The organism is uncultured Sphingosinicella sp. (assembly GCF_963974575.1).
GTDB lineage: Bacteria > Pseudomonadota > Alphaproteobacteria > Sphingomonadales > Sphingomonadaceae > Sphingosinicella.
In genome coordinates this window covers 66,152-92,765 of record NZ_CAXBBQ010000007.1, presented here as the reverse complement: position 1 = coordinate 92,765, position 26,614 = coordinate 66,152, and the positions used below count along the sequence as shown (strand labels likewise).

Here is a 26,614-nt window from a genome sequence, read left to right as displayed (position 1 = left end):
CTGATGGACTGCGCGTGGTCGGGGAGAGAGGATTCGAACCTCCGGCCCCTGCCTCCCGAAGACAGTGCTCTACCAGGCTGAGCTACTCCCCGACGCGCAAACGATGACCGCTGTGGGCGGAAGCCCTCGGGACAGCGGACGGCGGCTTATAGCGACGAGGTTTGCCCCCCGCAAGCCTCAGCTTCGTGCCGCCGACATCATATCGTCCACTGCCACGAATTTCTCACGCGGGGCGCCGCCGCGCGCCCGCGCCACCTCGGCGGCGTCGATCTTCTGCCAATCCCGGAACGTGACGACGTCGATGCCCTTTTTGGCAGCGAGCGCATCGAGGCCCGCGCGGCCGATCTTGTCCGAGGCCGTCACCTCCGCCGCGATCAGGTCGGCGATGGCGTAGCCATCGGGCCGGTTCGTGCCGATCGTGCCCGTCGGCCCGCGCCGCGCCCAGCCGACGCAGTAGAGGCCGGGCGATATGCGGCCTTCGTCGTTCACGAAGCGGCCGCCGCGATCATCATAGGGCACGCCCGAGATCGGAAGCGTGCGGTAGCCGATGCAGCTGACCACCATGCCGCAGGAGATGTCGATCATCTCTCCGGTGCCTTCGGCGCGGCCTTCGACGAGGCGGGTGCGTTCGAGGCGGAGCGCTTCCACCCTGCCTTCGCCCAGCACCTCGACCGGACGGAGGAAGTAGTCGAAGTAGACGCGGACGGGCTTGTCCGGGTCCGGGGCGGTGGCGGCGAAGGCGCGCAGGGTGGCGACTACTTTGCGGAGGCCGGGTTCCAGCGCTTCGTCTTCCTCGACGGGCGGGAATGCCGCCGGATCGACGACCGGGGAGGCACGGGCAAGCTCGCCCATCTCGCCGATCTCCTTGGGCGTGAAGCTCACCTGATGCGGGCCGCGGCGGCCGACGATGCGGATCAGCTTAACCTGCGACGTGCCGAGCGCATCGACGGCGTGCTGGACGATGTCCGCGCCTTCGAATTCCTCCGGCAGCTTCGCAAGAATGCGCGCGCAATCGATCGCGACATTGCCGTTGCCGATGACGACGACCGCCTCGCTTTCGAGCGGCGGCGCGAGATCCACGAAATCGGGGTGCCCGTTGTACCAGCCGACGAATGCGGCAGAGCCGAGCACGCCCGGCAGATCCTCGCCCGGGATGCCGAGCGGGCGATCGGTCGGCGCGCCGGTCGCCAGCACCACAGCATCGTAGAGCCCGAGGAGTTCATCGACGGAGATGCCGCCATCGCCCACCGGCACATTGCCGACGAAGCGGACATTGTCGGACAGCGCCGTCTTCTCGTAGCGGCGCGACACCGCCTTGATCGACTGGTGATCGGGCGCGACGCCCGCCCGGATGAGGCCGAAGGGCGTGGGCAGCCGGTCGATGATGTCGATGCGCACATCGCCGCCGTTCAGCTTCTGGGCGGCTTCCGCTGTGTAGTAACCCGCCGGACCCGAACCGACGATCGCGAGATGAAGCGCCATTAAACTCTTCCCCACAGGTCGTTTTTTCCGATGCTAAACTCGCAAGGCACGATGTAAAGACGCTTTGAGTGGGGGTCTTGCGTCGTGCTCGTTCTGTCTGGAATCGCCATCATCGTGCTCGGCTTCATGGCCCGGCTCAATCCGCTGCTCGTCGTGACGATCGCGGCGCTCGCGACGGGCATCGCCGCCGGGCTCGATCCGGTCGCGGTGGTTTCCGCGTTCGGCAAGGCGTTCAACGACAATCGCTATGTGAGCGTCGTGTGGATCGTGCTGCCGGTGATCGGGCTGCTTGAGCGCTACGGACTGCAGCAGCGCGCGCGGACAGTGATCGCGGGCCTGAAGGGCGCGACCGTGGGCCGCCTGCTGATCATCTATCTGATCATTCGCCAGATCGCCGCCGCGCTCGGCCTCACCTCGATCGCCGGGCACGCGCAGACCGTGCGGCCGCTCGTCGCGCCGATGGCGGAGGCGGCGGCCGAAGCGCAGGGCGGGGGCGATGAAGAGACGCGCGAAGAGGTAAAGGCGATGGCGGCGGCGACCGACAATGTCGGGCTCTTCTTCGGCGAGGACATCTTCATCGCGATCGCCTCGATCCTGCTCATCAAGGGCACGTTCGAAACCTATGGCATCATCCTCACGCCGCTCGAACTTTCGGTGTGGGCGATCCCGACCGCGATCGCGGCGCTCCTCATCCACGGCGCGCGGCTGATGCTGCTCGACCGGCGGCTGGGCGCACGATGATCGGACTTCCTGCACTCTATACGTTCGCCGGACTTGTGTTCGGCGCGTTCGCGCTCGGCAGCCTCCGCGACCGCAGCAATGCCAGGCGGCTGGGGAACGCGGCGTTCTGGGGCCTGCTGTCGCTCAGCTTCCTTGCAGGCGACCGGATCGGCGATCTCGGCAACGGCGTCCTGGTGCTCGGCCTCGTCGCGCTCGCGGGTGCGGGCGCGCTCGGCATCGGTTCGGCGAAGACGACGAGCCCGGAAGAGCGGACAGCGCTTTCGGCACGGCTCGGCAACCGGCTGTTCCTTCCTGCGCTCGTCATTCCGGTCACGGCGCTCGTCGGCACCGCGGCGTTCAAGGCGATCAGCGTGGGCGGCGAACCGCTGTTCGACCCGAAGCAGGTGACGCTGCTGTCGCTCGGCATCGGCGTCGTGCTCGCGCTTGCCGTGTCGATACTCTGGCTGAGGCCGCCGCTGCGCGCGCCGCTGGAGGAAGGACGGCGCCTGATCGATTCGGTGGGCTGGGCGGCGGTGCTGCCGCAGATGCTTGCGGCGCTCGGCGCCGTGTTCGCGCTGTCGGGCGTCGGCGAGGTGGTGGGCGATATCGCGGGCGCGCTGATCCCGGACGGCAGCCGGTTTGCAGCGATCGTGGTGTTCACGCTCGGCATGGCGGGGTTCACGATGATCATGGGCAATGCCTTCGCCGCCTTCCCCGTGATGGCGGCGGCGATCGGCGTGCCGGTGCTGATCCACGGCATGGGCGGCAACCCCGCGGTGATCGGCGCGGTGGGGATGCTCGCGGGGTTCTGCGGCACGCTGATGACGCCGATGGCGGCGAACTTCAACATCGTGCCTGCCGCGCTTCTGGAACTCAAAAACCGGAACGGCGTGATCCGCGCGCAGATCGCGACGGCGCTGCCGCTGCTCGCAGTGAACCTCGTCATCATCTATGTGTTCGCGTTCCGATGAAACTTGACCCTCCTCTCGCCGCCCGCTTCGCGCGCATCGCGCTTGGCCACGTGGGGCAAGAGTATCCGAACAAGATGGACCATGTGCTGGACGGCCCCGCCGACGCGCTGGGGCCGCGCGCGCTGCACCCGATCTTCTACGGCAGCTACGACTGGCATAGCTGCGTGCACAGCTGGTGGCTGCTGATGACGATCCGGCGGCTGTTCCCCGATCTGCCGGAGAGCCGCGAGATCGCCGCGCTGGCGGACACGGTGCTGACAGCGGCGAACGTCGCGGGTGAGATCGCGTATCTTGCGCGGCCTTCGTCGGCGGGCTTCGAGCGGCCGTACGGCTGGGCGTGGCTGTTCGCGCTGCACGGCGAGGCCGCGCGCCATGCGGACAGGCGCTGGGGCGCGGCGCTGGCGCCGCTCGCCGAGGCATTCGCATCGCGTTTCAAGAGCTATTTCCCGAAGCAGCTCTATCCCATCCGCAGCGGCGCGCACGCGAACACGGCGTTTGCCTTCATCCTTTCGCTGGACTGGGCGAACACGCACGACGCGGCGATGGCGGCGCTGATCCGTGAGCGGGCGGAGACCTATTTCGGGGCGGATCGCGATTGCCCGGCGTGGGAGCCGGGCGGAGACGAATTCCTCTCTTCGACGATGGTGGAGGTGATGTGCATGAAGCGCGTGCTCCCCGGCGACGCGTTTGAACGCTGGCTCGTGGCTTTCCTGCCGCGCCTTGGCAAGGGCGAACCGGCGACGCTGCGCCGCCCCGCCGCCGTGCTCGACCGCAGCGACGGAAAGCTCGTCCACCTCGACGGCTTCAACTTCGCGCGCGCGTGGGGCTGGCGCGAACTCGGCGATGCCGATGCCGCTGCGCGGCACCTCGCCGTGAGCCTGCCGCACATCGAGGACGACTATATGGGATCCCACTGGCTGTGCAGCTTCGCGCTGCTCGCCCTGCACCCGGAAGGACGAACATGAAGGCTTTCATTCCCCTCGCCTGCCTGCTTGCGGGCTTCGCGCCGCTCTCGTCGCAGGGGGTGATCGATGCGGCGCCGCCGGAGGCATGGCGGCCGCTTGTCCCTGAAAACACGCTCTATATGGACGTGGGCGAGAGCACGGTGGTGTTCGAGCTGGCGCCCGAGCTGGCGCCTAACACCGTCCGCAACATCCGCACGCTGGTACGCGAGGGCTTCTTCGACGGGCTCAGCATCAACCGCGTGCAGGACAACTACGTCGTGCAGTGGGGTGACCCAGATGCGGAAGACCCCGCGAAGATGCGCAAACAAGGTATCCCTGCCACGCTTGCACCTGAATTCGGCATCCCGGCGGCGGGCACAGCCTTCACGCCGATTCCCGGCCCGGACGGGTTCGGAGAGCCCGGATTCGTGAACGGCTTCGCAGCGACGCGGAAGGACGGCGCGGTCTGGGCGACGCACTGCTACGGCGCGCTCGGCGTCGGGCGCGCGGAGGCTGCGGACAGCGGCAACGGCAGCGAGCTTTACGTGGTGATCGGCCACGCACCGCGCCACCTCGACCGCAACGTCACGATCGCGGGCCGTGTGATTTCGGGCACCGAGACGCTTTCAAGCCTGAAACGCGGCACCGGGGCGCTCGGCTTTTATGAAACGGCGGCCGAGCGTGTACCGATCACGCGCATCCGGCTGGGCAGCGACGTGCCTGCGGACCAGCGCCTGCCCATCGAGATCATGCGCACCGACAGCGCATCGTTCCGCGACTATGTGGACGCCCGCGCGCACCGCACGCGCGACGGCTGGTTCGTGCACGAGGCGGGATTCATCGATATCTGCAATGTGCGCGTCCCGCAGCGGGCACGCGCCCGGCCCTGAGCCAGCCCTACGAGAATAACATGTCCGTTCGGTCAATCGGTCGCAGGCGATCCGCAATGGTGGAAGTCTGCGAGCAAATAATGCTAAAGATGTAATCGGAAGCGGACATTGACCAGAATCAAGTCCGTCAAATGGAGCGGCGGTTGACCAAAGTTTGCGAGGATTGCGTTGTTCGCGACAGGTCGCTTTGCGGCACGCTAGACGATGACGCCCTGACCGAAATGTCGCGCCTGGGGCGCAGGCGCAAGCTCGCCGCCGGCGAGTCGCTGCAGTTCGAGGGGGACGACAATATCCTCTGCGCGAACGTGCTGGGCGGCGTGCTGAAGCTCAGCTCCCTCACCCCTTCGGGCGACGCGCAGACCGTGGGGCTGCTCTATCCGGCAGACTTCATCGGACGGCCTTATGCCGACACGGTGGACCACGACATCACCGCGCTGACCGAAGCCGAGGTGTGCATTTTCGCGCGCGCGCCGTTCGAGCGCATGATGGCTGAGAACATACAGCTTGAGCGTCAGCTGCTCGAACGCACGCTGAGCGAGCTGGAACGCAGCCGCCGCTGGCTGCTGTTCCTGGGCCGCAAGAGCGCGAGCGCGCGGCTCGCGGGGCTGCTCATCGATATCGACCGGCGCATGGCGCAAACGGGCTGCGGCGCGGACCTCGGCGTCGGCCAGCTGATCCAGCTGCCGTTGACCCGTACCGAGATGGCGGATGTGCTCGGCCTCACCATCGAGACGGTGAGCCGCGAACTCGGCAAGCTGAAGGACGCAGGCGTTATCGCCACCGAAGGCCGCCGCGGCCTCCGCATCCTGAAGCCGGCCGCGCTCAAGGCCATCATGGACAGCGAATAGGCCGCTATTCGGACTGTTTGCGGTACGTGAGGCGGTCGCCGCCGCGCAGCATCACGAGATCATCGCCTTCAATGAGGAGCGGCTGGCCCTTGAACGGCGGCTGGCCGAGGCTGTTCGGGACGAGGCGGAAGGTGAGATCGTTGGCGCGCGCGAGATCGACCGGAAACGGCGCTGACAGGAAATCGAAAACGCCGAGCCCGAGCCGGAGCGACGTGACGCGAATCCCTTCGCCGAGGCTCGGCATATAGCCGTAAGACTGCGTGTGGCCTTGAACCTCGTGGCCTTCCGCGAGCGTCAGGATGACGTCCACGGGCCAGCTCATCGGCGAACCGTCGGGGCCCGTCACCTGCACGCGCAGCGGAAACTCAGCGCTGCGCTCCGCCGAAACCGCCTCGAACACCGGCGCGGTCCATGCTGGCTCGGTGGTGAGCAGGATGCGGTTGCCGTCTCGGACCCAGCGCCCCTCGCCCACCTCATCAAGCGCGCCATAGGTGAGGCCGTAGCGGAAATGCCCGTCCGCGGTGAGTTCAAGGCCCGATGCGGCCTCGCGAACGCCTTCGAGCCGATAGACGCCCTCCACACCTGCAAACGCCGGCGTGGCAGCTAGAAGCAGCAGGGCTGCAAGCCTTCTCATGTCCGTCTCCCGAAAAGAAAGTGCGCGGCGAGCGTGACGGCGGCGCCCGCGATGGCGAGCGCGCTGTCCTTGTGCGCATCGAAGACATCGCCCTGCGTGCCGAGATAGGCGATGCCGAGATCAGGCGCGACGACGAGCATCGCTCCCCATTCCAGAAGTTCGTAGAACGTCGAAAGCGCCGCGATCCAGATCCACGCCGAGACGTGCGTCCAACCCCGGCCCGCCGAACCATAGCGCGCCAGCGTTTCGCGCATCGGCAAAGCGAGCAAGAGCCCGAACAGGAAATGCACGAGCCGGTCATAAGGATTGCGGACGGTGCCGCCGACCTCTTTCAGCCAGAAGCCGAAGGGCGCTTCGGAATAGGTGTAGTGCGCGCCGTAAACATGCGCGGCCAGGAACAGGAACACCGCCAGCGTCGAGAGGCGCGAGAAGCCGACGCGGCGGTCGAGCCACACGAAGATCGGCACGCCCGCGAAGACCAGCAGGTTTTCGAGCAGCCAGTCTTCCCGGTAGCTCGGCGCGACGGCAAGCCAGCCCCACCACACAGCGAAACCGGCGACCAGCGGCGCGCGGACCGAATCGCGAAAAAATCCATATTGGGGGCAAGCGTTCATGCCGCGCGCGAATCAAGCCAGATGATTGTAAAAACAAAGCTTGCACGGGAACGTGCAGGGGTCAAAAGCAGAAAAAAGCCGGCAGCAGGTCGGCAAACGTCGGGGTGACATGTTCGATACGCACGGCCGCATCAAGTGCGGCACGCTTTCCGTGCCCGATTTCCAGGGTTCGCTTGCGGACTGGACGAACCTTCTCGGCTATCAATGTATCGAAACGGGCAAGGTGCCGATTGAGCTGGCGAACGGCTGGGGCGCCATTAAGACGCTCGGCGCGCGCACGGCGCTGCTCGCCCCGCCCGGCGGTGGGGACACCGCCTTCATCCGGCTCGTCGAGCAGCCTGCCGTGCTCGCTTACCTGCCGATGCGAACTTACGGCTGGGTCGGCTATGAACTCACCGTCCGCGACGTGCCCTCGCTCCACGACCGGCTGCGCGGCAGCAGCATCCGCATCCTGACCCCGCCCGAGCGCGCACCGGACGGCAACGGGTGGACGCCGATCGAAGCGACCGGACGTGCCGGCGAGGTGTTGTTCTTCAACGCCGTGACCGACACGCTCCGCGACCTCGAGTTCCCGCGCGCGGTCGCCGATGTCGACCGCATCATGGTCGCCATGCTCGCAGCCGCCGACCGCGCCGCCGCCGTGCGCTTTCATGTCGACGCATTGGGGTTTTCGGAAGGCGGCACATTCCGGCTACCCTATCCCATCATCAACACCGCCTTCGGGCTTCCGCCCGAGACGGAGAGCGAGGCGACCGTGATCAGCGTGGGACGGATGCCGGTGTGCGAGATCGACCAGTTCCCGCCCGGAACGACGGAGCGCAAGCAGCTGCTCGGCTACCTGCCGCCGGGCAACGCCATGGTGAGCTTCGCCGTGCGTTCGCTCGACGCAATCCGCGCGCCGCTGATCGCACCCCCGGAGACGCTGGACGGAGCGCTCTATGCCGGGCGCCGCACCGCCTGCACACGCGGCGCTGCGGGCGAATTGATCGAACTGATCGAAGTCGGCGGCGGCTTCTGATGGATTCCGAGCCTTCGGTCGTCGAACGCATCCGCCGGTCCCGGCGCCGGATACAGAGCGAATCCGAAGACGCGCTGCGCTTCCTGGGCCGCCTGCGCAACGCCCGCATGGTGGGCGCGGTCGCGCCGAGCGGACCCGCACTCGCGCGGCGCATCGTTTCGGGCATCGATCCGGCGCGCGGCGCAGTGCTGGAGGTCGGCGCAGGGACCGGCGTGTTCACCGCCGCGCTCATCGCACGCGGGGTGCCGGCCGAGGCGCTGACCGCCGTGGAGGCCGATCCGGTGTTCGCGGCGCTGCTGCGGGCGCGGTTTCCGAACGTCGAAATCGTGGAGGGCCGCGCGGAGGATGTGCTTGGCGACGGCGGCCCGCTTGCCGACCGGCGCTATGCCGACGCCGTCAGCGGCCTGCCGCTGCTCAACTTCCCGCCCGCGCTGAGGCGGCGCATCCTTGAGGCGATCTTCGCCCGGCTCGCGGAGGACGGCGCGCTCTATCAGTTCACCTACGGCCCCCGGGCGCCGCTGGGCCGTGGCAGCCTCGCCGCGCTCGGCCTTATCGCCGAGCCTGCGGGCCGCGTGTGGCGCAATCTGCCGCCCGCGAGCGTCTACAGAATTCGCCGCACCACCTGACTGTCTTGCACGATCAAGACAGTGCGCTAGACTTGGCGCATGGCACAGCCGGTCCGCTTCGACATTCCGCACCGCCTCGGCCGGGACGAGGCCCGCCGCCGCATGGACAAGGGGCTCGGCGATCTTGACCGCGCGATGCCGTTCGCCTCACGCATCGGCAAGACATGGCAGGGCGACCGGCTGGTGATCGAGGTGACGGCGCTGGGGCAGGTGACGACCGCGAACCTCGACGTGGCCGAAGACCGGGTAAGCATCGAGCTTGCCCTCCCCGGCCTGCTCGGCATGTTCGGCGAGAAGATCGCCGGCGTCTTCCGCAAGCGCACGACCGAACTTCTGACCGATGGCCGGACCGACGCGTGATGCTGGCCTCCCTGCTCCTTCTCGCGGCCGCCGCCGAAACGCCCGACCCGATGGCGACCTACCGCGACGCCACGCGCGCCGAACGCCCGTGCCGCGAAGCGGCCGCGCGCGGCGAGATCGTCGTGTGTGCGCGGCGCGGCAGCGTCTATCGCGTGCCGTTTCGTGATGCCGATCCCGGCAGCCGCGCCGCGCGCGCCGCGAATGTTCCAGCGGAGCGGGAAAAACTGCGCGGACGTGCGGTTGATGCTGGCGGCATCATGAGCTGCTCTGCCGTGGGGCCGGGTGGCTTCACCGGCTGCACCAAGGGCATCGACCTTGTCGGCACCGCGAAGACAGTGCTGCGTGCAGTCAATATCATCGACTAGCGTCGAAACCCCATCGCACATCGCTTGCGAACCGCCGCGCGGGAAGGCAAGAGGCAAGCGCTTGTTTTCAGGAAAGGTCGCGTATGTCCGGACGTTCGCTGTTGCACGGAAGCTGTGCCGTCGCCGCAATCGCCGTGGCAGCCATGCCTGCGATGGCAGAGGACGGCGCGGCGAGGCCCGCGCTCCCCGAAATCGTCGTCAGCGCGCAGCTTCGCCCTCAGCCCATTGAAACGGTGCCCATCGCCCTCACCGCGCTGCTTTCCGGCGAGATCGAGGCGCGCGGTATCGACGAGCCGCTGGATGCCCTTCGCGGCGTTCCCAACACGGTCGCGGCGCATGTACCCGGCTTCGGCAGCGACAACGACTATGTGATCCGTGGACGCAGCGGCGTCGCCACGGTGATCGACGGCGTTTACGTCGGGCGCGGCGCGGCGACCAACTACGGGTTCTTCGATATCGACCGCATCGAGCTGCTGCGCGGACCGCAGGGGCCGCTTTACGGCCGCGACACGAGCGGCGGCGTGCTCCACATCGTGAACCGCACGCCCGGCGACCGAACGAGCGGCTACCTCGACGGCGCCTACGGGCGGTTCGGCACCTACCAGTTCCGCGCCGGGCTCGACGTGCCGATCGGCGAGCGTTTCTCGCTCGGCCTCTCCGGCTATTGGCGCAAATCGAACGGCTATGTGCGGAATACGACCACCGGCGACCGGCTGAACGAAGACGACGGCTGGGGCCTGCGCGCCGCCGCGCACGCGAAACTCTCCGACACGCTGACGTGGACGGGATCGATCGCGCGCATGGAAAGCACAGCGCTCTACGCGCCCGATTTCGAATGCGATCCCGCCGCCCCCGCCGACTGCAAGGGCCGCTTCGCTTCGACCGGCTATGCCGAGACGGTCGGCCCGAACCATTTCGGACCGCTTGGCGTGAACGGACGCAAGGCGAGCTTCGGCTTTGGCAATTCGGCCAAGACCTATCTCGCGACCTCGCGCATCGCGTGGACGCCGAGCGAAGCGGTCACCTTCGAGGCGATCACCGGCTATGTCGATACCAAGCGGCAATACGGCATCGACCTTCGTGACGGGCGTGACGCGCCGACAATCGCGGACCCCGTACCCGCCGCGCGCGGCGATGTTTACGGTGGCTACACGATCCTCGGCGATACGCACCACAAGCAGTTCTCGCAGGAACTACGCCTGAGCGGCGCGCTGGCGGGCGGCTTCGTGAATTATGTCGCGGGACTTTCGTATGCCGAGGAAGACGGCGATAGCGACCTTGCCGACATCCTGACGCCGAGCACCGGCATCGCGAGCCTTGTCGCCGACCGCCGCGTGACGACCGAGACGAAATCGAAGTCCACCTATGCGCAGGTGGACGTGAACGTCACCGATGCGCTGACGCTGACCGGCGGGGTGCGCTACAGCGACGAGGACTTGCGTTTCGGCCTGACCGACAATCGCGCGGGCTGCGCCGTGCTTCCGGGCGGCTGTCTGGATGACGCGCTCGTCACGGCGGGTGTGCCCGCGAAGATGAGCGACAGCTTCTGGTCGCCGCGCTTCGCCGCCAGCTTCAAGCCGAACGAAAACGCCACGCTCTTCGTGTCCGCGACGCGCGGCTACCGCTCGGCAGGCTGGAACGATCGCGCGACGACCGCAGCTACGATCCGTCCCTACGCTGCGGAAACGATCTGGAGCTATGAGGCAGGCCTGAAATCCACGTGGTTCGAACGCCGCCTCGCCATCGACCTCACCGGCTTTTACGCGGACGGCAGCGACGCGCAGATCGTGGATGGCGGTTTCGATTATGTCGGCACCGCAGGCTTCCGCAACAAGGGCATCGAGCTGGAAATCGCGGCCGTGCCGCTCACCAATGTCACGGTTCGCGCCGCCGCCGGCTGGCAGGACGCGAAATACAAAGCGGGCAGTGCGGTTCGTGCGCAGCAGGCGGCTTGCGGTGCGGAACTCGCCGCAGGGTTGATCGCCGGCGCAGCGGGCCTGGACAACGCGCCCTCGTGCGGCACCGGCATCGTCACCGCCGCCGGAGATATCGCCGATCCTGTCCGCGCGCCCAAATGGACCTTCTCGGCGGGCGCGGCGTGGGACATTTGGCTGCCGCCGGTTTCAGGTTCGATCGTCACGCCGTCGGTGGACGTGACATACCGTTCGGCGATGGAGACGGGCGGCGCGAATGCCTCGCTCTACACCGGCAGCGTGACCGGCGTCAGCACCACCGTCTACCCCGCCAACCCTTATGGCGGCGGCTTCCTCACCGGATCGCAGTCCAAATCGCAGCTTCTGGTGAATGCGGGAATCGCGCTGCGCACCGACGACAATTTCTGGCGCGTGAGCCTTGAGTGCGAGAATTGCCTGAATGAGACGACGGTCGATGCCTCGCTCGGCAACGTTTCGTGGCTGAACACGCCGCGTGTGTGGATGCTTCGCGCGCGCCGCCAGTTCTGACAAATCGCGCGCCTTGACTTCCCGCTGTCACATATGCGGGACAATGGTGCCCGCGACTTCTTGAGGGGATACCATGCGCGCGTTCATCACCGCTTTGCTGCTTGCCACCGCCACGCCCGCGATCGCCGCGGACATGCCGAAAAACGTGATCGTGATGATCGCCGACGGCTCCGGCCACAATACGCTCGCGGCAACGCGTTTCTGGACCGGGCGGCCGCTCACCATGGACACGGGCCCTTGGGTGCGCGCCTCGATGGCAACTTACGGGCTTCGGATGCAGCGCAAGGTGCCCGAAGGCGGCGACCCCTACGCGCAGGATCCTGACGCCGTCTACGACCCCGCGAAGGCGTGGGACACGCGCCCCGTGAAGGGCATGGCGGAAAAAGGCAGCACCTATCCGGCGCTGTTCGCCGGCTACCAGTGGCACCGCCGCATCGCGCCCGACAGCGCCAACACCATGTCCGCAATGATGACCGGCGTGCGCACCTTCGACGGCGCGATCGACGTGGACGGCGCGGAAAAGCCCGTGCAGTCGGTCGCCGAGGCCGCGAAGGCGGCAGGCAAGATGACCGGCAGCCTGTCGAGCGTGCCGTTCAACCACGCGACGCCCGCAGCCGGCGGCGGCGCCCACAATCCCGACCGCGACGATTATCACGGCCTCGCGCGCGAAATGTTTTCAGGATCGCTCGATGTTCTCGGCGGCGGCGGCAACCCGGACTATGACCAGGACGGCAAGCCGATCACCGACGAGCACGCCGAAATCCGTTTCAAGTTTTTGCCGCCCGAGCTTTGGGCCGAACTGAAAGGCGCGAATTCACGCTGGAACCTTGTCGAGACGGCCGGCGACATCCGCGACCTCGCGGAGGGCAAGACGACGTCGACGAAGCCTCTCGCCATGATCGCGGCGGTGAACCCGACCTTGCAGGCGCAGCGCAGCTATCCGACGAACGTCGCGCGCGGCACGGCAGACCCCGGCGCGGTGCCGCTCACACCCGGCATGGTGAAGCTCGACGAGATGGCGATCGCAGCGCTGAAGCATGTCGGCACCGACCCCGACGGCTTCTTCATGATGATCGAGGGCGGCGCGGTCGACTGGGCGATGCACGCCAATGATTTCCCGCGCATGATCGAAGAATATATGGCCTTCGACGATGCCGTGCGCGCGGTGGTCGCGTGGGTCGACAGCCCCGAAAGCGCCGCGAGCTGGGACGACACGCTGCTCATCGTCACCGCCGACCACGACCATCTGCTCTATGGCCCGAACCTCGACGTGCCGTTTCAGCGCGTGACCAACAAGGGCGCGGGCAAGCTGCCCGGCTATTCATGGGCGTGGAACTCGCACTCCAACCAGCTCGTCCCCTTCTTCGCGCGCGGCAAGGGCGCGGAGCTGCTGAAGGCCGAAGCCGACCAGATCGACGAATATACCGACAAGCAGGGCCGCAAATTCGGCTACGGCCGTTATCTCACGCAGCCTGAGATGGGCGCATTTCTGCTGAAGACGCAGGGAAAATAGCGGGGAAGATGGTGGGCGCGGCAAGGATTGAACTTGCGACCCCTGCGATGTCAACACAGTGCTCTACCACTGAGCTACGCGCCCACGCGGCGTGCCTTCTAGGCGAGCGCCGGGCGCGGCGCAAGCCGCTTATTCGCCTTCGAAGATCCGGTCGATTTCAGCGACCAGATCGCGCAGGTGGAACGGCTTGGAGAGCACCTTCGCGTCGCTCGGCGCGCCCGAGCCGCGGCTGAGCGCCACAGCGGCGAAGCCGGTGATGAACATGACGCGCATCGTGGGCGCAAGCTGCGCGGCGCGCTGGGCAAGCTCGATGCCGTCCATTTCCGGCATGACGATGTCGGTGAGCAGCAGCCCGAAGCTTCCCGTCGCGATGTGCGGCAGCGCCGCCGTGCCGCGATCAACGGCGACGACTTCATAGCCCGCGCGCGTAATCGCGCGTTCCAGGAAGAGGCGCATCGAGTCGTCGTCTTCGGCGAGCAGGATGCGGCCCGTGATGCGGCCTTCGGGTTGTGTCGTCATGGTCTTATCCGCCGCTTCTTACGGCGGAGGACTTAACATTTCCTGTCGTGGGCTTGCCAGCCCGAAACCGGACAAGGCGCTCTTTTGCTTTCGTTCCGCCCGCGCTAGGCTATTCCCATGCCACACTCGGATAATCCCCGCCGTTGAGCGCCGAGACCTCCGTCTCCGCATTGACGCCCGGCCACTTCGTTTCCGGCCCGCGTGGCACCCCCGCGCCGTTGGTGCTCGCGTCGCCGCACAGCGGCCGTGCGCTGCCGCCGGGATTCCTCTCTGCCGCCGCGCTCGACATGGATGGGTTGCGCCGCGCCGAGGATGCCTATGTCGATGAGCTGTTGGCGCCCGCGGCTGCATCGGGAGCGCCCCTGATTACCGCGCGCTGGGCGCGCGCCTACGTCGATCTCAATCGGGATCCGCTGGAGATCGACCTTTCGATGCTGAGCGACCCGGCGGCGCTGGGGCCGGTGAAAACCACCGAACGCGTCCGGTCCGGGCTCGGCGTGTTGCCGCGCCTCACCGGGCCGGGGCTTCACATCTATCGCGACCGGATCACCAGCGCAGCGGTGCTGCAGCGAATCGCGGCGGTTCACGCCCCCTATCATCAGCGGCTTGCCTCGCTGATCGAAGACGCCGCCGCGTGTCACGGCTATGCGCTGCTGATCGATGGCCACTCGATGCCGCCGCTTTCGCTGCCGGCGCGCCAGCGGCCGGAGATCGTGATCGGCGATGCGGGCGGCACGTCGGCCCCCGAATCAGTCGTGCGTTATGTGGAGGCCCACTTCCGCCGGGCAGGCCTGCGCGTCGCGCGCAACACGCCCTACGCGGGCGGGTATACGACGCGCTTCCACGCCGCGCCCGCACGCGGGCGATTCGCGATCCAGATCGAGATCGACCGCACGCTCTACATGGACCCGGATACGCTGGAACGGCACGCCGGCTTCAATGAGGTCGCGGAAACGTTGAAAAACCTGGTGGCGGAGCTTCTGGGCTGGCTTCCGCAAACGTTCGGAAAACCGCAGGCCATCGCGGCCGAATAAAGCAGCCTGAAAGAAAAAAGGTCACTTCGACAATGTCGAAGTGACCAGGGTTCAGGGAGGACGTGGCATCATCCTCGTCAGATGATGCTACGCGGGCGTGCCGCGCAAAAGGGGGGGAACGCAGCGCCGCCTGAAATCAAGATGGGCCGGAATTGTTAAGTTTTCAAGCGTCTGCCCGATTTTTTCGCAAAAAAGGCAACATTCTCGCCAGAACATCGTCGCGATCGAGAAAATGATGCTTCAAAGCGCCCAGAATGTGCAGAATTACAAGTACAAGTGCCAGAAATGCCGCAGGACCATGCACCGCATGGAAGACGCCGCGACCCGCCTTCCCCAACGGCGAATCGGGAAGCGGGACGAGATCGAACCAGATCAGCGGCCGCTCGGGACTGGCGGCGAACGCCCAACCGCTCAGCGGTATCGCGAGTAGCAACACGTAGAAGCCGATGTGGGTGGCGCGTGCGAGCACGATCTCCCACCCCTTCATGTGCGCGGGCAGCACGAGGAAGCCCGCCTTCAGACGCAGCACGAGCCGCCACAGCGTGAGCGCAAGGACAGTGATGCCGACCGACTTATGGATGCCCATGATGGCCCCACGCTCGGCATCCGGGAGCCCTTCGGCATAGACCGCGCCGACGATATTGCCGAGAACGAGAACGGCGATCAGCCAGTGAAGCGTGATCGCCGTTTTCGAATAGCTGCTGTGTCCCACCGCCATAAGAGCTCCTCCTGCCCACGCTCCGCAAGGTCGCGAAGTCTATGCGGAATCCTCCGCAAGGCAAGACGAGCCGGGACGGGGTGTCAGGCGTCCGTTTTTTCTGGCGTGGCCTTCGCCGCGCCCTGCGAGAACAGGTCGGTGACGTAGGACAGCGAGAAGAGGTGCGCATACATCAGCGGCAACATGCCGTTCTGAATGAGCTTGCGCGCCTGATCACCGCGCAGATCACGGATCTTGTCCTGCGAGATCATCTTGAAGCCGCGGTAGATCGCGGGCTGCGCCATGCCGTCCATCTGGATGGAAACCTCGCCGTCCATCAGGAACTCACCCTTTTCGAGCTCCTGCACGAACGCCTGCGTCTTGCGCATCGAGTTTTCGAACTGCTCGCAGAACTCGAGAACGTTCTTCACGACATCGGTCGCCTCGCCATCCTTGAACAGCGGCTCGCCTTCGTCGGCGCCGAGATCCTCGGAGGTCTCGTCGAAACAGAGCGTCAGCTCCTCGGACTGCGGATTGATCCGCGCGAGGAGGAACGGATAGCGGCGTACATAGGCGGGCACATAGGTGCCGGCGCGCCAGTTGCCCGCTTCGTCGACGAACAGGTTCTGGCCTTCGCTGAGCGAGGTGAGCGCGAGCGGCACCGGCGTCTGGCCCGCCGCGAAAACGATCGGGTAGTGGCGCTGCACGAGGTGGAACTCGTCGACCGTGATCGGGATCGCGTGCAAGGTGCGTGCGAACGGCGCTCCCGTCCGGGATTTCAGCCCGAGCGTCTGATGTACCGACGAGGAGAGCGGCGCGAGCGCGTTGTAGAGCGGCGGCAACTGGGCGGCTTGCGGATTGGTGGCCATTGTGTTCCTTCAGGCGCGGATACGGAGTTTAAAATTGGCGGATCGTTTAGGCGGTCTGCCGCTTCGCGGCAAGCGAAGAGCGGGAACGGAAAAGCGCGAACACGATGGAATCTGCGAGCCTTATCGAACATGACACGGGGCAGGACGCCCGCGAGATCGCGCTGGTCGACCCCGCCGGCTTCGAAGCGTGGCGGGACGCGCTGCCGGCGCGGGCGCGCGCCGCCGTGGACGCCGCGCAGTTCAAGGGCGCGGCGGGCACGCGGGTGATCCTTCCGGGGAGCGAAGCGGAAAACTGGAGCGCCGCCTTCGGCGCGCCCGCCGCGCTCGGACCCTGGGATCTTGCCGGGGTGGTGAAAGCCCTGCCTGCCGGGCGTTACAAGCTGGCGGGCCGTGAACCGGGCGCCGCAGCGCTCGGCTGGATGCTCGCGCACTACACGTTCACGCGTTACCTCTCCGAATCCAAGCCTGTTGAGCCGCGCACGCTGCTGGTGCCGAAATCGGTCGATATCGCGGCGCTCCGCCGGCTTGCGGACGCGCAGGTGCTGGTGCGCGATCTCGTGAACACGCCCGCTGAGGACATGGGGCCGGAAGCGCTGGAGGCCGCCGTGCGCGACGTTGCACGCCACCACGGCGCCGAGGTGAAGGTCACCGTCGGTGACGAGCTGCTGGCAGCAAACTTCCCCACGATCCACGCCGTGGGCCGCGCCGCCGCCGCCGGCCGCGAACCCCGGCTGATCGACATGGGCTGGGGCCGCAAGGGCGATCCGAAACTGACGATCATCGGCAAGGGCGTGTGCTTCGATTCGGGCGGGCTCGACATCAAAACAGCGGGCAACATGCTGCTGATGAAGAAGGACATGGGCGGCGCGGCGCACGCGCTTGCGCTCGCGGGTCTCGTGATGGGTGCGAAGTTGCGCGTGCGGCTGCGCCTGCTGATCCCGGCGCTCGAGAACGCCATAGACGGCGGCGCATTCCGCCCCGGCGACATCATCAAGACGCGCAAGGGCACGACCGTGGAGATCGGCAACACCGATGCAGAAGGGCGGCTCGTGCTCTGCGACGCGCTCGCGCTCGCGGACGAGGACAGCCCCGAGATGATCCTCGACTTCGCGACGTTGACCGGTGCGGCGCGCGTGGCGCTCGGCCCTGACCTCCCCGCACTTTTCGCCAACGACGAGACCCTTGCCGAAGGGCTGCTCGAAGGCGCGGGGGCAAGCGGCGACCCGCTGTGGCGGATGCCGCTGTGGAAGCCCTATGCGGAGATGCTGAAGTCCGACGTGGCGGACATCAACAACAGCGCTTCGGGCGCATTCGCCGGGGCGATCACCGCCGCACTCTATCTCGAAAAATTCGTCGATCCGAAAACACCTTGGGCGCATCTTGATACGTTCGCATGGATGCCGGCAGCGAAGCCGGGGCGCCCGAAAGGCGGCGAAGCGCTAGGTCTCAGGGCGTTTTGGGCGTATATCGAGAGACGTTACGGCAACCATCGCGGCGAATGAACGGTTCAACGGGTTAACCTAAAATATCAACACATCATTAACTCCCGTTAAAATATGGTGACCCGAAACGAGATAACGGGTGAAAAAACCATGTCCCTCTCAGGCCTAGACGACCGGATCGATGCGCTCCTCAGCCCCTGGATGCAGACGGTCATTGCCTATGTGCAATCGAACCGTCCGGATCTTACCAACCGGCAGATGGCACTGCTGCTGGTCGTCTACCTGACGCAAGGACCACACACTGTGCGCGGCCTTGCCGCCAAGCTGAGGGTTTCGAAGCCGGTCATCACGCGGGCACTCAACACGCTCGGCGCCTTCGGCTATATCCGCCGCCAGAAGGACGAGAGTGACCTGCGCAACATCTTCGTCGAGCGGACGGCGCAGGGCCACGAATTCCTCGAAACCTTCGCAGGAATGATCGAGGCGACACAGGGCCATGCCGAACGCAGCAACGCACGCGAGGAGCGCGCTTACCTCTAGCGCCGAACGCCCGGACCCACGCATAAACGCGTGGCGGAATGATCTTGCCGATGTGGCCCTCGAGGGGCTCGTCGAGGTACCGTGCTTTGCCGCGCCGATTCGCCATCGGCTGGCGGTACAGCAGGCGCCTATCCGCAAGGCGCCGGAAGCGGATGCCGTCGCCGTGAGCGAGCTTCTCTCAGGTGAAGCCTTCGACGTGCTCGATGTGTCCGGCGGTGTCGCTTGGGGATACAGCGCTCACGACCATTATGTCGGCTATGTCGACGCTGCACTGCTTTCCGAAGGCGCCGGGGCGCTAACGCACCGGATCGCCGCGCCGACCGCGCTCGTCTTTACGAAGCCCGACATCAAGTCCACCGTAATCGGCGCGCTGCCGATGGGGGCGCTGACTGCCGCTGCGGCACATGACGAGAAGTTCGTGTCGGCCGCTGGAGGCTATGTTCACCGGCGTCACATCGCCGTGATCGATGAATATGCCGCCGACCCTGTCGCAACGGCCGAACTGTTCCTCGGCACGCCTTACAAGTGGGGCGGCCGCACGCGCGGTGGGATCGACTGCTCGGGCCTCGTCCAGATTGCGCTCGGCGCCTGCGGCATCGATTGTCCCCGCGACAGCGACATGCAGGCCGCGCTCGGGCAGGAGGTCGAGGATCGGCGCTACCGGCGCGGTGACCTCGTGTTCTTCCCCGGCCATGTCGGCTTCATGTTCGACGAGACGCGGCTGCTCCACGCCAACGCCTTCTTCATGTCGACGGTGATCGAGCCACTCGACGATGTCGTGGGCCGCCTGCTGCCGCAGTACGACGCGCCTGTGACGGCAGTTCGCCGCCTATAGCTCGCCGCGTTCCCGGCGGATCGCCCGCCACTTCACGACATTGGCGTTGTGCTCATCGAGCGTGCGCGCGAACACGTGGCCGCCGGTGCCGTCCGCCACGAAATACAGCGCGTCGGTGGTTTCCGGATCGAGCACGGCTTCGATCGAAGCGCGCCCCGGATTGGCGATCGGCCCCGTGGGCAAGCCCGCCTTCGCGTAGGTGTTATAGCCGTTGTCAGCACGCAGTTCCGACTGGCGGATGCGGCGGCCGAGCGGCTTGCCCTTGGTGATTGGGTAAATGACCGTGGGATCGGCCTGCAGCATCATGCCGATGCGCAGCCGGTTTGAATACACGCCCGCGATCGTGCGGCGCTCCTCCGCCTTCGCGGTTTCCTTCTCGACGATTGCGGCGAGGTTCACGGCCTCCTCGGGCGTCTTGACGACCGACGAGGATTTGCGCGCGGGCCAGAGTTCGGCGAGCGTCTTCGCCATCGCATCCTGCATCCGCTTGAGCACGGCGGCGCGCGGCTCACCGCGTTCGAAGCTGTAGCCCCCGGGCAGCACCGACCCTTCCGCTGGCACATCGACCTCACCCGTGAGCAGGTCTTCCGCCATCAGCCTTTCATGCACAAGGATCGACGGCAGGCCTTCGGGCACGACGATGAGCCGCTGGAGCGGCTCGCCGTACTGGAGGATGCGCAGGATCGCCGCCGCGCTGCTCCCTGCCGGGATGCGGAATTCGCCGGCCTTGATCGGCGCGCCGGTGCCCAGCACGCGCGACATCAACCGGAACGCGTCCGACGAGCGGATCGCGCCTGCCTTTTCGAGCTGAACAGCGGTAGCGGCGAGCGACGCGCCGCGCGGCACGATGATGTCCGTGTCCTTCGCGAGCGGGCCGGTGGTGGTCCACTGGAAAGCAAGCACGGCAGCAGCCGCCAGCGCCGCGACGACGATGGCGACCAGCAGCTTTTTCATAAAGTCAGAGCGCCTTGACGATCAGCGAGGCGTTGGTGCCGCCGAAGCCGAAGCTGTTGTTGAGCGCCGCCTTGATCTTCCGCTCGCGCGCGACGAGCGGCACGAGATCGACCCCCACGCAGCCGTCGCTCGGGTTTTCGAGGTTGATCGTTGGCGGTGCGATCTGGTCGCGGATGGCGAGCAGGCAGAAGATCGTCTCCACCGCACCCGCACCGCCCAGAAGATGCCCGATCGCACTCTTCGTCGACGACATCGACACCGTGTCCATCGCGCTGCCGAACAGGCGACGGACGGCGCCAAGCTCGATCTCGTCGCCGAGCGGCGTCGAGGTGCCGTGGGCGTTGATGTAGTCGATGTCGGAGGGGTTCATGCCCGCCTTCTTCAGCGCCATCTGCATCGCGCGGAAGCCGCCGAAGCCTTCCGGGTGCGGCGCGGTGACGTGGTAGGCGTCGCCGGTGAGACCGTAGCCGACGACTTCGCCGTAGATCTTCGCGCCGCGGGCCTTCGCGTGCTCATACTCCTCGAGCACGACGACACCCGCGCCTTCACCCATCACGAAACCATCGCGGTCCTTGTCGTAGGGGCGGCTGGCGCGTTCCGGCTCGTCGTTGAACGCCGTGGAAAGCGCGCGGGCCTGCGCGAAACCGGCGATGCCGAGCGGGCAGATCGCGCTTTCTGCGCCGCCCGCGAGCATGATGTCGGCATCATCAAGCGCGATCATGCGCGCCGCATCGCCGATCGAGTGCGCGCCCGTGGAGCAGGCGGTGACGACGGCGTGATTCGGGCCCATCAGGCCGTACTTGATCGAGACCTGGCCCGACACGAGGTTGATGAGGCGGCCGTGCACAAAGTGCGGGCTGACGCGGCGCGGGCCCTTTTCGTGGAGCACGATCGATTCGGATTCGATGCCCGGCAGACCGCCGATGCCTGAGCCGATCGAGCAGCCCGCGCGGAGCTTCTGCTCGTCGGTGAGGTGGGCGAGGCCTGCGTCCTCGATCGCCTGACCGGCGGCGTCGATACCGAACTGGATGAACAGGTCGACCTGGCGCTGGATCTTGTGATCGACGCGCTTCGAGACGTCCCAGCCATCTTCGCGGCCATCCATCTTCACTTCGCAGGCAATCGTGCAGGCCTGATCGGACGGATCGAACCGGGTGATGCGCGCGGCGCCCGACTTCGAGGCAAGGATATTGCGCCAGCTGGATTCAACGTCCCCGCCGAGCGGTGTGACAAGACCCAGTCCGGTGACGACGACGCGGCGCATTCGGTTCTCCCGTGTCCTGATAACAAGCGAGCGGCCCTCCGGCCTTTTCCGGGGAGCCGCTCGTGATTCCGTGCCGTTTGATCCGGCAAGCGTCCCCGTGTCAGGCGGCGCTGTTTTCCTCGATGTAGCCGATCGCGTCCTTCACGGTGAGGATCTTCTCGGCGGCATCATCGGGAATCTCGACCCCGAACTCTTCCTCGAACGCCATCACCAGCTCGACGGTGTCGAGGCTGTCCGCGCCGAGATCGTCGATGAAGCTCGCGTCCTCGGTCACCTTGTCCGGCTCGACGCCGAGGTGCTCGACGACGATCTTCTTCACGCGTTCTGCGACATCGCTCATATAAATGGTCCCCTAGAAGAACAGACTGTGTTTGAAATTGGCAGTAACCGGGTGGCCGTGGCCTTGCAAGTCCCCGTGTCGCTTAGATCATCGCCATTCCGCCATTCACATGAAGCGTCTGGCCGGTAACGTAGGCTGCTTCACGGCTGGCGAGATAGACGACCGCACCCGCCACGTCGCTCCCTTCGCCGAGACGGCCCGCAGGAATCCGGCCCGTAAGCGCCTCTTTCTGGGCATCGGGGAGCGCATCGGTCATCGCCGAGACGATGAAGCCGGGCGCGACGCAGTTCACGGTGATGTTCCGGCTGGCCACTTCCTGCGCGAGCGCCTTCGACATGCCGACGAGGCCGGCCTTCGAGGCCGCGTAGTTCATCTGGCCGGGGTTTCCGGTGGCGCCCACCACGGATGTGATCGAAATGATGCGCCCGAAACGCGCCTTCATCATGGGCTTGAGCGCCGCGCGCGACAGGCGGAAGGCGGCTTCGAGGTTGATGCGGATCACGTCCGTCCACTCCTCGTCCTTCATGCGCATCGCGAGGTTGTCGCGGGTGACGCCCGCATTGTTGACGAGGATGTCGATGCCGCCCATCGCCTCGACCGCCTGCCCGACGAGCGCGTCAACCGCCGCGCTGTCCGAAAGGTTGCAGGGGAGGATGTGCGTGGTGCCGCCGATTTCGGCCGCGACCGCCTTCAGAGCGTCCTCGCGGGTGCCGGACAGCGCGACGGTCGCGCCCTGCGCCGCGAGCGCTTTCGCGATCGCCGAGCCGATGCCGCCGCTGGCGCCCGTGACGAGCGCCTTCATCCCGGTGAGATCGAACATGCCTTGCCTTCCCTTAAAGTGTCTTCGCCGCCGCTTCGATGTCGTCCATCGAAACCAGGCTGAGCGTTGCCGCATCGGGGGCGATGCGCTTGATCATCGGACCGAGCACCTTGCCGCCGAACTCAACGAAGCTGTCGACCCCAAGATCGGCCATTGCAAGAACGCTTTCGCGCCAGCGCACGGTGCCGGTGACCTGCTCGACCAGAAGCCGGCGAATGTCCGCCGGATCGGCGACGGGCGCGGCGGTGACGTTGGCGACCACGGGAACAAACGGCGCGGCGATGTTGGCGCCCGCCAGCGCTTCAGCCATCTTTTCGGCGGCAGGCGCCATCAGCGAACAGTGGAAGGGCGCGGAAACCGGTAGCAACATACCACGCTTCGCGCCGAGCCCCTTGGCGATCTCGATGGCGCGCTCGACTGCGGCCTTGTGGCCGGAGATGACGACCTGCCCCGGCGCGTTGTCGTTCGCGGCCTGGCAGACTTCGCCCTGAGCGCCTTCCGCCGCGGCCTTCACGGCAGCTTCGAAGTCGAGACCAAGCAGAGCGGCCATCGCGCCCTCGCCCACCGGTACCGCCGCCTGCATCGCCTGCCCGCGCAGCTTGAGGAGCCGCGCCGTTTCAGCAAGACCGATGCTTCCGGCGGCGCAGAGCGCCGTGTATTCGCCGAGACTGTGGCCCCCCACGTAAGCGGCCTTGTCGGCGAGCAGCAATCCGCCTTCCTTTTCGAGCACGCGGAGCGCCGCGATCGCGTTCGCCATGATCGCGGGCTGAGCGTTCTCGGTGAGGGTCAGATCGGCCTCCGGGCCTTCGAACATCAGCTTCGAGAGGTTCTGCCCGAGCGCCTCGTCGACCTCCTGAAACACCTCGCGCGCTGCCGCACTCGCGAGGCTGAGCGCCTGCCCCATGCCGACCGCCTGGCTGCCCTGCCCCGGAAAAATGAATGCGCGTGCCATAGGGGCCGCCCCTTCTTCGTTGGTTACGATGCCTTGGGCAGGCGCTTAGTGATGTCCGCGCGCGCGCGCAAGCGACAGAGGAATGTTGCGATTCGGCTCCGAATCGTTAAGGTTCGCGCGGTTTTCATTCGCCGTGATGAACGGCCCGTTCAGCAGCGGGCCATCATTGCCGTGTAATAAAGCATGGTCAAAGGCTTGGAGCGGAGGGCCTCTTCAAGCGTTAATGTGCCGAGGTTCGGCACGCTGGACCCAAAACTGGGAGTGGAAGGATTACGATGACGTTTGTTTCCCGCTTGACGATGGCTGCCGCGTTGGCGCTCGCGGTTCCCGCAGCCCTTTCGGCCCCGGCCGTGGCACAGGCGCTCTCGCCGGGCGTCGGCAAACCGCTGCAGGAAGCCTCCAAGCTCGCGAACGCGGGCAATAATGCCGCTGCCACGGCGCGCGTAAACGCCGCCCGTAGCGCCGCGAGCACTGCGATCGAACGCCGCAAGGTCGCCGAAATGGCCGCCTTCGTGCACACCAAGGGTGGCCGCTGGGCCGCTGCCGCGCAGGAGCTCGAAAGCATCGGGGCACCCGCCTCGCAGCTCGCACCGCTGTATTACCGCGCCGGTCAGCTCGACAAGGCGATCGCGCTCGGCAAGAAGACCGGCGGCGTGCAGGGCCAGACGATCGTCGCCCAGTCCTACTTCCGTCAGGGCAATTTCAAGGGCGCCGCGGGCGTCTACGAGAACCTCATCAAGCAGCATGGCGCGCGCGAGGGCTGGCTGCAGAGCCTCGCCAACGCCCAGTACAAGATGGACGACAAGAAGGGCTACCTCGCCACGACCGAGCGGCTCATCAAGATCGATCCGTCGCCGGCGCGCTGGCGCGCGCTGCTCATCGACATGAAGAACGGGCAGATGCCGCGTGAAGCGAAGCTCGCGCTCTTCGAGCTGATGGAGCAGACGGGCAACATCACGAAGCCCGAGGATTACCAGGAATACGCTAAGCTCGCGATCGTCGCGAACCAGCCCGCGATCGCCAAGCGCTCGCTGGAAAACGGCATGAAGTCGGGCGTGATCCCCGCAAGCGACGCGATGAACGCGCGGCTTCTCGAAGCCGCCGCGAAGCGCGCCGCCGCCGCCTCGGCTGGCGTCGGCAAGCTGCCGAAGACGGGCGCGGGCCAGTTGCAGGCCGCGCATGTCGCGTTCGGCGCGGGCGATTATGCCAAGGCCGCCGCGCTTTACAGCGCCGCTGCAAAGGCGGGCGGCGCCACGGCGGACCAGGCCAAGATCCTTGCCGGCATCAGCCAGCTGCGTGCGGGCAACCGCACGGCTGCCACGGCAACGTTCAAGAGCATTCCGGAGGCAAGCGCCTATAGCGGCGTCGCCGGCCTCTGGTCGCTCTACACCTCGACGAGCGCCGCCTAACCGCGCTTGCCTTTCCGGCGCTTTTGCGCCATAGGGCCGTCATCAGCGGCGGGGAGCCAGCCTTCCCGCCGCTTGTTTTTGTATCCCGTAGCCAGCCGGAGGGGCGGCGGATTGCCCGTCGTCAGCGATCGGTATTTGAGGAGAAGATAGGACCATGCCCTCTTACGAGCATGTTTTCCTGGCGCGCCAGGATCTGTCCACCGCGCAGGTGGATAGCCTTGCCGAAACGTTCACGAAGATCATCGAGGACGGTGCAGGCAAGGTTGCAAAGACCGAATATTGGGGCCTCAAGAGCCTCGCCTACCGCATCAAGAAGAATCGCAAAGCGCACTACGTGCTGCTCAACATCGAGGCTCCGGCCCCGGCGGTCCACGAGATGGAACGCAACATTGCGATCAACGAAGATGTGATTCGCTATCAGACGATTCGCGTCGACGAGCTTGAAAAAGAGCCCTCGGCGATGATGCGCAAGAGCGATCGCGGCGACCGCGATTCGCGCGGACCGCGCGGCGACCGTGGAGATCGCGGTGGCGATCGTGACCGCGGCCCGCGCCGCGAGCGTGAAGGAGAATAACGATGGCACGCCCGTTTTTCCGCCGCCGCAAGACCTGCCCGTTCAGCCGGGCCGATGCGCCGAAGATCGATTACAAGGACGTGCGCCTGCTTCAGGGCTTCGTCTCCGAGCGCGGCAAGATCGTGCCGAGCCGCATCACCGCGGTTTCGGCCAAGAAGCAGCGTGAGCTGGCCAAGGCGATCAAGCGCGCCCGCCACCTCGGCCTGCTGCCGTTCCTCGTTCGCTAAGGAAGGATAAGACCCATGGCTATGGACATCATCCTGCTTGAACGCGTCGAGAACCTCGGCGGCATCGGCGACGTGGTTTCGGTGAAACCCGGCTACGCCCGCAACTTCCTGCTGCCACGCGGCAAGGCGCTTCGCGCCAACGACGCCAACAAGGCGAAGTTCGAGGCAAACCGTGAGCGCATCGAAAAGGAAAATGCCGAGAAGCGCTCCGGCGCTGAAGTCGACTCCAAGAAGCTGAATGGCGCGAAGGTCGTGCTGATCCGCGCGGCTTCCGACGCCGGCCACCTCTACGGCTCCGTCGCCGCGCGCGATATCGCCGAGGCGTTGACCGAAGCGAACGGCATCGCCGTCCACAAGAACCAGGTGGTGCTGAACACGCCGATCAAGGCGCTCGGCATTCACAAGGTCCGCGTGGCGCTGCACCCGGAAGTCAGCATCGAGATCGAGGCGAACGTCGCCCGCTCGAGCGACGAGGCCGATCTGCAGGCGCAGGGCGTCGACGTGCTCGCCGACATGTTCGAAAAGGACGTGAGCGGCTTCACCGAAGAGCGCGACCCGAACCTTGAGCCGGGCGAATTCGCTGCTGAAGCCGAGGTTGAGGCCGAAGCGGAAGCCGAAGGCGAAGCGAACGCCTGACAACAGGCTTCGTGACGAAAAAAGGAGCGGCGCGGGGCAACCCGCGCCGCTCTTT

30 protein-coding genes and 2 tRNA genes are annotated in these 26,614 nt (G+C 66.4%); 19 read left to right on the top strand and 13 right to left on the bottom strand.

From position 1 onward, the window contains the following. Nucleotides 1–15: 15 nt before the first annotated feature. Nucleotides 16–92 (bottom strand) — tRNA-Pro (locus AAC014_RS13910). Between the two features lie 85 nt (nucleotides 93–177). Next, nucleotides 178–1,482: an FAD-dependent oxidoreductase gene (locus AAC014_RS13905; protein ID WP_339709456.1), complete on the bottom strand. Its 1,305-nt coding sequence runs from the start codon at nucleotides 1,480–1,482 to the stop codon at nucleotides 178–180. Nucleotides 1,483–1,566: 84 nt separating this feature from the next. Between AAC014_RS13905 and AAC014_RS13900 the strand changes: the two genes are divergently transcribed. The 5 genes from AAC014_RS13900 to AAC014_RS13880 all read left to right on the top strand — a co-directional run bounded on the left by AAC014_RS13900 (nucleotide 1,567) and on the right by AAC014_RS13880 (nucleotide 5,855). After that, nucleotides 1,567–2,223 carry a DUF969 domain-containing protein gene (locus AAC014_RS13900; protein ID WP_339709454.1) on the top strand — a complete coding sequence of 219 codons (657 nt, stop codon included), beginning with the start codon at nucleotides 1,567–1,569 and terminating at the stop codon, nucleotides 2,221–2,223. Then, nucleotides 2,220–3,173, top strand: a complete 954-nt coding sequence (locus AAC014_RS13895; RefSeq protein WP_339709452.1) for a DUF979 domain-containing protein — start codon at nucleotides 2,220–2,222, stop codon at nucleotides 3,171–3,173. The genes AAC014_RS13900 and AAC014_RS13895 overlap by 4 nt, the downstream gene beginning before the upstream one ends. Continuing rightward, on the top strand, nucleotides 3,170–4,138 hold the full coding sequence (locus tag AAC014_RS13890) for a DUF2891 domain-containing protein (RefSeq protein ID WP_339709450.1): 969 nt from the start codon (nucleotides 3,170–3,172) through the stop codon (nucleotides 4,136–4,138). Before AAC014_RS13895 ends, AAC014_RS13890 begins: the two co-directional genes overlap by 4 nt. After that, nucleotides 4,135–5,007, top strand: a complete 873-nt coding sequence (locus tag AAC014_RS13885) for a peptidylprolyl isomerase (RefSeq protein ID WP_339709448.1) — start codon at nucleotides 4,135–4,137, stop codon at nucleotides 5,005–5,007. Before AAC014_RS13890 ends, AAC014_RS13885 begins: the two co-directional genes overlap by 4 nt. A 143-nt stretch (nucleotides 5,008–5,150) precedes the next feature. Then, nucleotides 5,151–5,855, top strand: a complete 705-nt coding sequence (locus tag AAC014_RS13880) for a Crp/Fnr family transcriptional regulator (protein WP_160119045.1) — start codon at nucleotides 5,151–5,153, stop codon at nucleotides 5,853–5,855. 4 nt (nucleotides 5,856–5,859) lie between these two features. Here AAC014_RS13880 and AAC014_RS13875 read toward each other — a convergent pair whose 3' ends face one another. Beyond that, on the bottom strand, nucleotides 5,860–6,489 hold the full coding sequence (locus tag AAC014_RS13875) for a hypothetical protein (RefSeq protein WP_339709446.1): 630 nt from the start codon (nucleotides 6,487–6,489) through the stop codon (nucleotides 5,860–5,862). Further along, complete coding sequence (locus tag AAC014_RS13870; protein WP_339709444.1) at nucleotides 6,486–7,103, bottom strand: DUF2238 domain-containing protein; 618 nt, start codon at nucleotides 7,101–7,103, stop codon at nucleotides 6,486–6,488. The genes AAC014_RS13875 and AAC014_RS13870 overlap by 4 nt, the downstream gene beginning before the upstream one ends. A 109-nt stretch (nucleotides 7,104–7,212) precedes the next feature. Between AAC014_RS13870 and AAC014_RS13865 the strand changes: the two genes are divergently transcribed. The 6 genes from AAC014_RS13865 (at nucleotide 7,213) to AAC014_RS13840 (ending at nucleotide 13,447) form a co-directional block, all read left to right on the top strand. Next, entirely contained in the window at nucleotides 7,213–8,121 is a 909-nt protein-coding gene (locus tag AAC014_RS13865; RefSeq protein WP_339709442.1) for a hypothetical protein, read from the top strand. Continuing rightward, the gene (locus tag AAC014_RS13860; RefSeq protein WP_339709440.1) at nucleotides 8,121–8,747 is read left to right on the top strand and encodes a methyltransferase domain-containing protein; all 627 of its coding nucleotides are present in this window, start codon (nucleotides 8,121–8,123) and stop codon (nucleotides 8,745–8,747) included. Before AAC014_RS13865 ends, AAC014_RS13860 begins: the two co-directional genes overlap by 1 nt. Nucleotides 8,748–8,786: 39 nt before the next feature. Further along, complete coding sequence (locus tag AAC014_RS13855) at nucleotides 8,787–9,107, top strand: polyhydroxyalkanoic acid system family protein (RefSeq protein WP_339709438.1); 321 nt, start codon at nucleotides 8,787–8,789, stop codon at nucleotides 9,105–9,107. Then, complete coding sequence (locus AAC014_RS13850) at nucleotides 9,107–9,472, top strand: hypothetical protein (RefSeq protein WP_339709787.1); 366 nt, start codon at nucleotides 9,107–9,109, stop codon at nucleotides 9,470–9,472. The genes AAC014_RS13855 and AAC014_RS13850 overlap by 1 nt, the downstream gene beginning before the upstream one ends. An 83-nt stretch (nucleotides 9,473–9,555) precedes the next feature. Then, nucleotides 9,556–11,934 carry a TonB-dependent receptor gene (locus tag AAC014_RS13845; protein WP_339709436.1) on the top strand — a complete coding sequence of 793 codons (2,379 nt, stop codon included), beginning with the start codon at nucleotides 9,556–9,558 and terminating at the stop codon, nucleotides 11,932–11,934. A 73-nt stretch (nucleotides 11,935–12,007) separates the two neighbouring features. After that, nucleotides 12,008–13,447, top strand: a complete 1,440-nt coding sequence (locus AAC014_RS13840) for an alkaline phosphatase (protein WP_339709434.1) — start codon at nucleotides 12,008–12,010, stop codon at nucleotides 13,445–13,447. A 9-nt stretch (nucleotides 13,448–13,456) separates the two neighbouring features. Here the strand turns inward: AAC014_RS13840 and AAC014_RS13835 are convergent. Together AAC014_RS13835 and AAC014_RS13830 are read right to left on the bottom strand one after the other, a co-directional pair. Next, nucleotides 13,457–13,531: transfer RNA gene (locus tag AAC014_RS13835), tRNA-Val, on the bottom strand. Nucleotides 13,532–13,576: 45 nt separating this feature from the next. Continuing rightward, complete coding sequence (locus AAC014_RS13830) at nucleotides 13,577–13,966, bottom strand: response regulator (protein ID WP_121050786.1); 390 nt, start codon at nucleotides 13,964–13,966, stop codon at nucleotides 13,577–13,579. A 143-nt stretch (nucleotides 13,967–14,109) separates the two neighbouring features. On the opposite strand from AAC014_RS13830, the gene AAC014_RS13825 reads away from it, so the two are divergent. Beyond that, a complete protein-coding gene (locus AAC014_RS13825; protein ID WP_339709431.1) occupies nucleotides 14,110–15,000 on the top strand; it encodes an N-formylglutamate amidohydrolase in 891 nt (296 codons plus the stop codon). A gap of 163 nt (nucleotides 15,001–15,163) precedes the next feature. On the opposite strand, the gene AAC014_RS13820 is transcribed toward AAC014_RS13825, so the two are convergent. Further along, nucleotides 15,164–15,718 carry a cytochrome b gene (locus tag AAC014_RS13820; protein WP_339709429.1) on the bottom strand — a complete coding sequence of 185 codons (555 nt, stop codon included), beginning with the start codon at nucleotides 15,716–15,718 and terminating at the stop codon, nucleotides 15,164–15,166. Between the two features lie 83 nt (nucleotides 15,719–15,801). Then, on the bottom strand, nucleotides 15,802–16,566 hold the full coding sequence (locus AAC014_RS13815) for a SapC family protein (RefSeq protein ID WP_339709427.1): 765 nt from the start codon (nucleotides 16,564–16,566) through the stop codon (nucleotides 15,802–15,804). A gap of 104 nt (nucleotides 16,567–16,670) precedes the next feature. Here AAC014_RS13815 and AAC014_RS13810 point away from each other — a divergent pair, with 104 nt between their 5' ends. The 3 genes from AAC014_RS13810 (at nucleotide 16,671) to AAC014_RS13800 (ending at nucleotide 19,383) form a co-directional block, all read left to right on the top strand. Further along, nucleotides 16,671–18,068: a leucyl aminopeptidase family protein gene (locus tag AAC014_RS13810; RefSeq protein WP_339709425.1), complete on the top strand. Its 1,398-nt coding sequence runs from the start codon at nucleotides 16,671–16,673 to the stop codon at nucleotides 18,066–18,068. A 90-nt stretch (nucleotides 18,069–18,158) separates the two neighbouring features. Then, on the top strand, nucleotides 18,159–18,548 hold the full coding sequence (locus AAC014_RS13805) for a MarR family transcriptional regulator (RefSeq protein ID WP_339709423.1): 390 nt from the start codon (nucleotides 18,159–18,161) through the stop codon (nucleotides 18,546–18,548). A gap of 52 nt (nucleotides 18,549–18,600) precedes the next feature. Next, entirely contained in the window at nucleotides 18,601–19,383 is a 783-nt protein-coding gene (locus AAC014_RS13800; RefSeq protein ID WP_339709421.1) for a C40 family peptidase, read from the top strand. Here the strand turns inward: AAC014_RS13800 and mltG are convergent. The 5 genes from mltG to fabD form a co-directional block, all read right to left on the bottom strand. Further along, nucleotides 19,378–20,337, bottom strand: coding sequence for an endolytic transglycosylase MltG (mltG, locus tag AAC014_RS13795; RefSeq protein ID WP_339709419.1), 960 nt, complete (start codon nucleotides 20,335–20,337; stop codon nucleotides 19,378–19,380). The genes AAC014_RS13800 and mltG overlap by 6 nt on opposite strands. A gap of 4 nt (nucleotides 20,338–20,341) precedes the next feature. Then, nucleotides 20,342–21,601 (bottom strand): beta-ketoacyl-ACP synthase II, encoded by a 1,260-nt coding sequence (gene fabF, locus AAC014_RS13790; protein ID WP_339709417.1) that lies wholly within the window; start codon nucleotides 21,599–21,601, stop codon nucleotides 20,342–20,344. Between the two features lie 100 nt (nucleotides 21,602–21,701). Then, nucleotides 21,702–21,941 (bottom strand): acyl carrier protein, encoded by a 240-nt coding sequence (locus AAC014_RS13785; protein WP_121050812.1) that lies wholly within the window; start codon nucleotides 21,939–21,941, stop codon nucleotides 21,702–21,704. A gap of 82 nt (nucleotides 21,942–22,023) precedes the next feature. Then, on the bottom strand, nucleotides 22,024–22,761 hold the full coding sequence (gene fabG / locus AAC014_RS13780; RefSeq protein ID WP_339709414.1) for a 3-oxoacyl-[acyl-carrier-protein] reductase: 738 nt from the start codon (nucleotides 22,759–22,761) through the stop codon (nucleotides 22,024–22,026). A 13-nt stretch (nucleotides 22,762–22,774) separates the two neighbouring features. Further along, entirely contained in the window at nucleotides 22,775–23,713 is a 939-nt protein-coding gene (fabD, locus tag AAC014_RS13775; protein WP_339709412.1) for an ACP S-malonyltransferase, read from the bottom strand. Nucleotides 23,714–23,988: 275 nt separating this feature from the next. On the opposite strand from fabD, the gene AAC014_RS13770 reads away from it, so the two are divergent. The 4 genes from AAC014_RS13770 (at nucleotide 23,989) to rplI (ending at nucleotide 26,559) form a co-directional block, all read left to right on the top strand. After that, nucleotides 23,989–25,122, top strand: a complete 1,134-nt coding sequence (locus AAC014_RS13770) for a tetratricopeptide repeat protein (RefSeq protein ID WP_339709410.1) — start codon at nucleotides 23,989–23,991, stop codon at nucleotides 25,120–25,122. Between the two features lie 154 nt (nucleotides 25,123–25,276). Next, nucleotides 25,277–25,696, top strand: a complete 420-nt coding sequence (rpsF, locus tag AAC014_RS13765) for a 30S ribosomal protein S6 (RefSeq protein WP_339709408.1) — start codon at nucleotides 25,277–25,279, stop codon at nucleotides 25,694–25,696. 2 nt (nucleotides 25,697–25,698) lie between these two features. Continuing rightward, entirely contained in the window at nucleotides 25,699–25,923 is a 225-nt protein-coding gene (gene rpsR / locus AAC014_RS13760; RefSeq protein WP_121050826.1) for a 30S ribosomal protein S18, read from the top strand. Nucleotides 25,924–25,944: 21 nt separating this feature from the next. Then, nucleotides 25,945–26,559, top strand: coding sequence for a 50S ribosomal protein L9 (rplI, locus tag AAC014_RS13755; protein ID WP_339709785.1), 615 nt, complete (start codon nucleotides 25,945–25,947; stop codon nucleotides 26,557–26,559). Nucleotides 26,560–26,614: the final 55 nt, after the last annotated feature.

Bases quoted from the DNA above. Each gene is read 5' to 3' on its own strand.
- AAC014_RS13865 (WP_339709442.1), top strand. From the start codon at position 7,213: ATGTTCGATACGCACGGCCGCATCAAGTGCGGCACGCTTTCCGTGCCC.
- fabF (WP_339709417.1), bottom strand. From the start codon at position 21,601: ATGCGCCGCGTCGTCGTCACCGGACTGGGTCTTGTCACACCGCTCGGC.
- AAC014_RS13820 (WP_339709429.1), bottom strand. From the start codon at position 15,718: ATGGCGGTGGGACACAGCAGCTATTCGAAAACGGCGATCACGCTTCAC.
- AAC014_RS13845 (WP_339709436.1), top strand. From the start codon at position 9,556: ATGTCCGGACGTTCGCTGTTGCACGGAAGCTGTGCCGTCGCCGCAATC.
- AAC014_RS13785 (WP_121050812.1), bottom strand. From the start codon at position 21,941: ATGAGCGATGTCGCAGAACGCGTGAAGAAGATCGTCGTCGAGCACCTC.
- rpsF (WP_339709408.1), top strand. From the start codon at position 25,277: ATGCCCTCTTACGAGCATGTTTTCCTGGCGCGCCAGGATCTGTCCACC.
- AAC014_RS13875 (WP_339709446.1), bottom strand. From the start codon at position 6,489: ATGAGAAGGCTTGCAGCCCTGCTGCTTCTAGCTGCCACGCCGGCGTTT.
- AAC014_RS13885 (WP_339709448.1), top strand. From the start codon at position 4,135: ATGAAGGCTTTCATTCCCCTCGCCTGCCTGCTTGCGGGCTTCGCGCCG.
- mltG (WP_339709419.1), bottom strand. From the start codon at position 20,337: ATGAAAAAGCTGCTGGTCGCCATCGTCGTCGCGGCGCTGGCGGCTGCT.
- AAC014_RS13870 (WP_339709444.1), bottom strand. From the start codon at position 7,103: ATGAACGCTTGCCCCCAATATGGATTTTTTCGCGATTCGGTCCGCGCG.
- AAC014_RS13770 (WP_339709410.1), top strand. From the start codon at position 23,989: ATGACGTTTGTTTCCCGCTTGACGATGGCTGCCGCGTTGGCGCTCGCG.
- rpsR (WP_121050826.1), top strand. From the start codon at position 25,699: ATGGCACGCCCGTTTTTCCGCCGCCGCAAGACCTGCCCGTTCAGCCGG.
- AAC014_RS13855 (WP_339709438.1), top strand. From the start codon at position 8,787: ATGGCACAGCCGGTCCGCTTCGACATTCCGCACCGCCTCGGCCGGGAC.
- AAC014_RS13860 (WP_339709440.1), top strand. From the start codon at position 8,121: ATGGATTCCGAGCCTTCGGTCGTCGAACGCATCCGCCGGTCCCGGCGC.
- AAC014_RS13890 (WP_339709450.1), top strand. From the start codon at position 3,170: ATGAAACTTGACCCTCCTCTCGCCGCCCGCTTCGCGCGCATCGCGCTT.
- AAC014_RS13805 (WP_339709423.1), top strand. From the start codon at position 18,159: ATGTCCCTCTCAGGCCTAGACGACCGGATCGATGCGCTCCTCAGCCCC.
- AAC014_RS13850 (WP_339709787.1), top strand. From the start codon at position 9,107: ATGCTGGCCTCCCTGCTCCTTCTCGCGGCCGCCGCCGAAACGCCCGAC.
- AAC014_RS13815 (WP_339709427.1), bottom strand. From the start codon at position 16,566: ATGGCCACCAATCCGCAAGCCGCCCAGTTGCCGCCGCTCTACAACGCG.
- rplI (WP_339709785.1), top strand. From the start codon at position 25,945: ATGGACATCATCCTGCTTGAACGCGTCGAGAACCTCGGCGGCATCGGC.
- AAC014_RS13840 (WP_339709434.1), top strand. From the start codon at position 12,008: ATGCGCGCGTTCATCACCGCTTTGCTGCTTGCCACCGCCACGCCCGCG.
- AAC014_RS13830 (WP_121050786.1), bottom strand. From the start codon at position 13,966: ATGACGACACAACCCGAAGGCCGCATCACGGGCCGCATCCTGCTCGCC.
- fabG (WP_339709414.1), bottom strand. From the start codon at position 22,761: ATGTTCGATCTCACCGGGATGAAGGCGCTCGTCACGGGCGCCAGCGGC.
- AAC014_RS13810 (WP_339709425.1), top strand. From the start codon at position 16,671: ATGGAATCTGCGAGCCTTATCGAACATGACACGGGGCAGGACGCCCGC.
- fabD (WP_339709412.1), bottom strand. From the start codon at position 23,713: ATGGCACGCGCATTCATTTTTCCGGGGCAGGGCAGCCAGGCGGTCGGC.
- AAC014_RS13895 (WP_339709452.1), top strand. From the start codon at position 2,220: ATGATCGGACTTCCTGCACTCTATACGTTCGCCGGACTTGTGTTCGGC.
- AAC014_RS13905 (WP_339709456.1), bottom strand. From the start codon at position 1,482: ATGGCGCTTCATCTCGCGATCGTCGGTTCGGGTCCGGCGGGTTACTAC.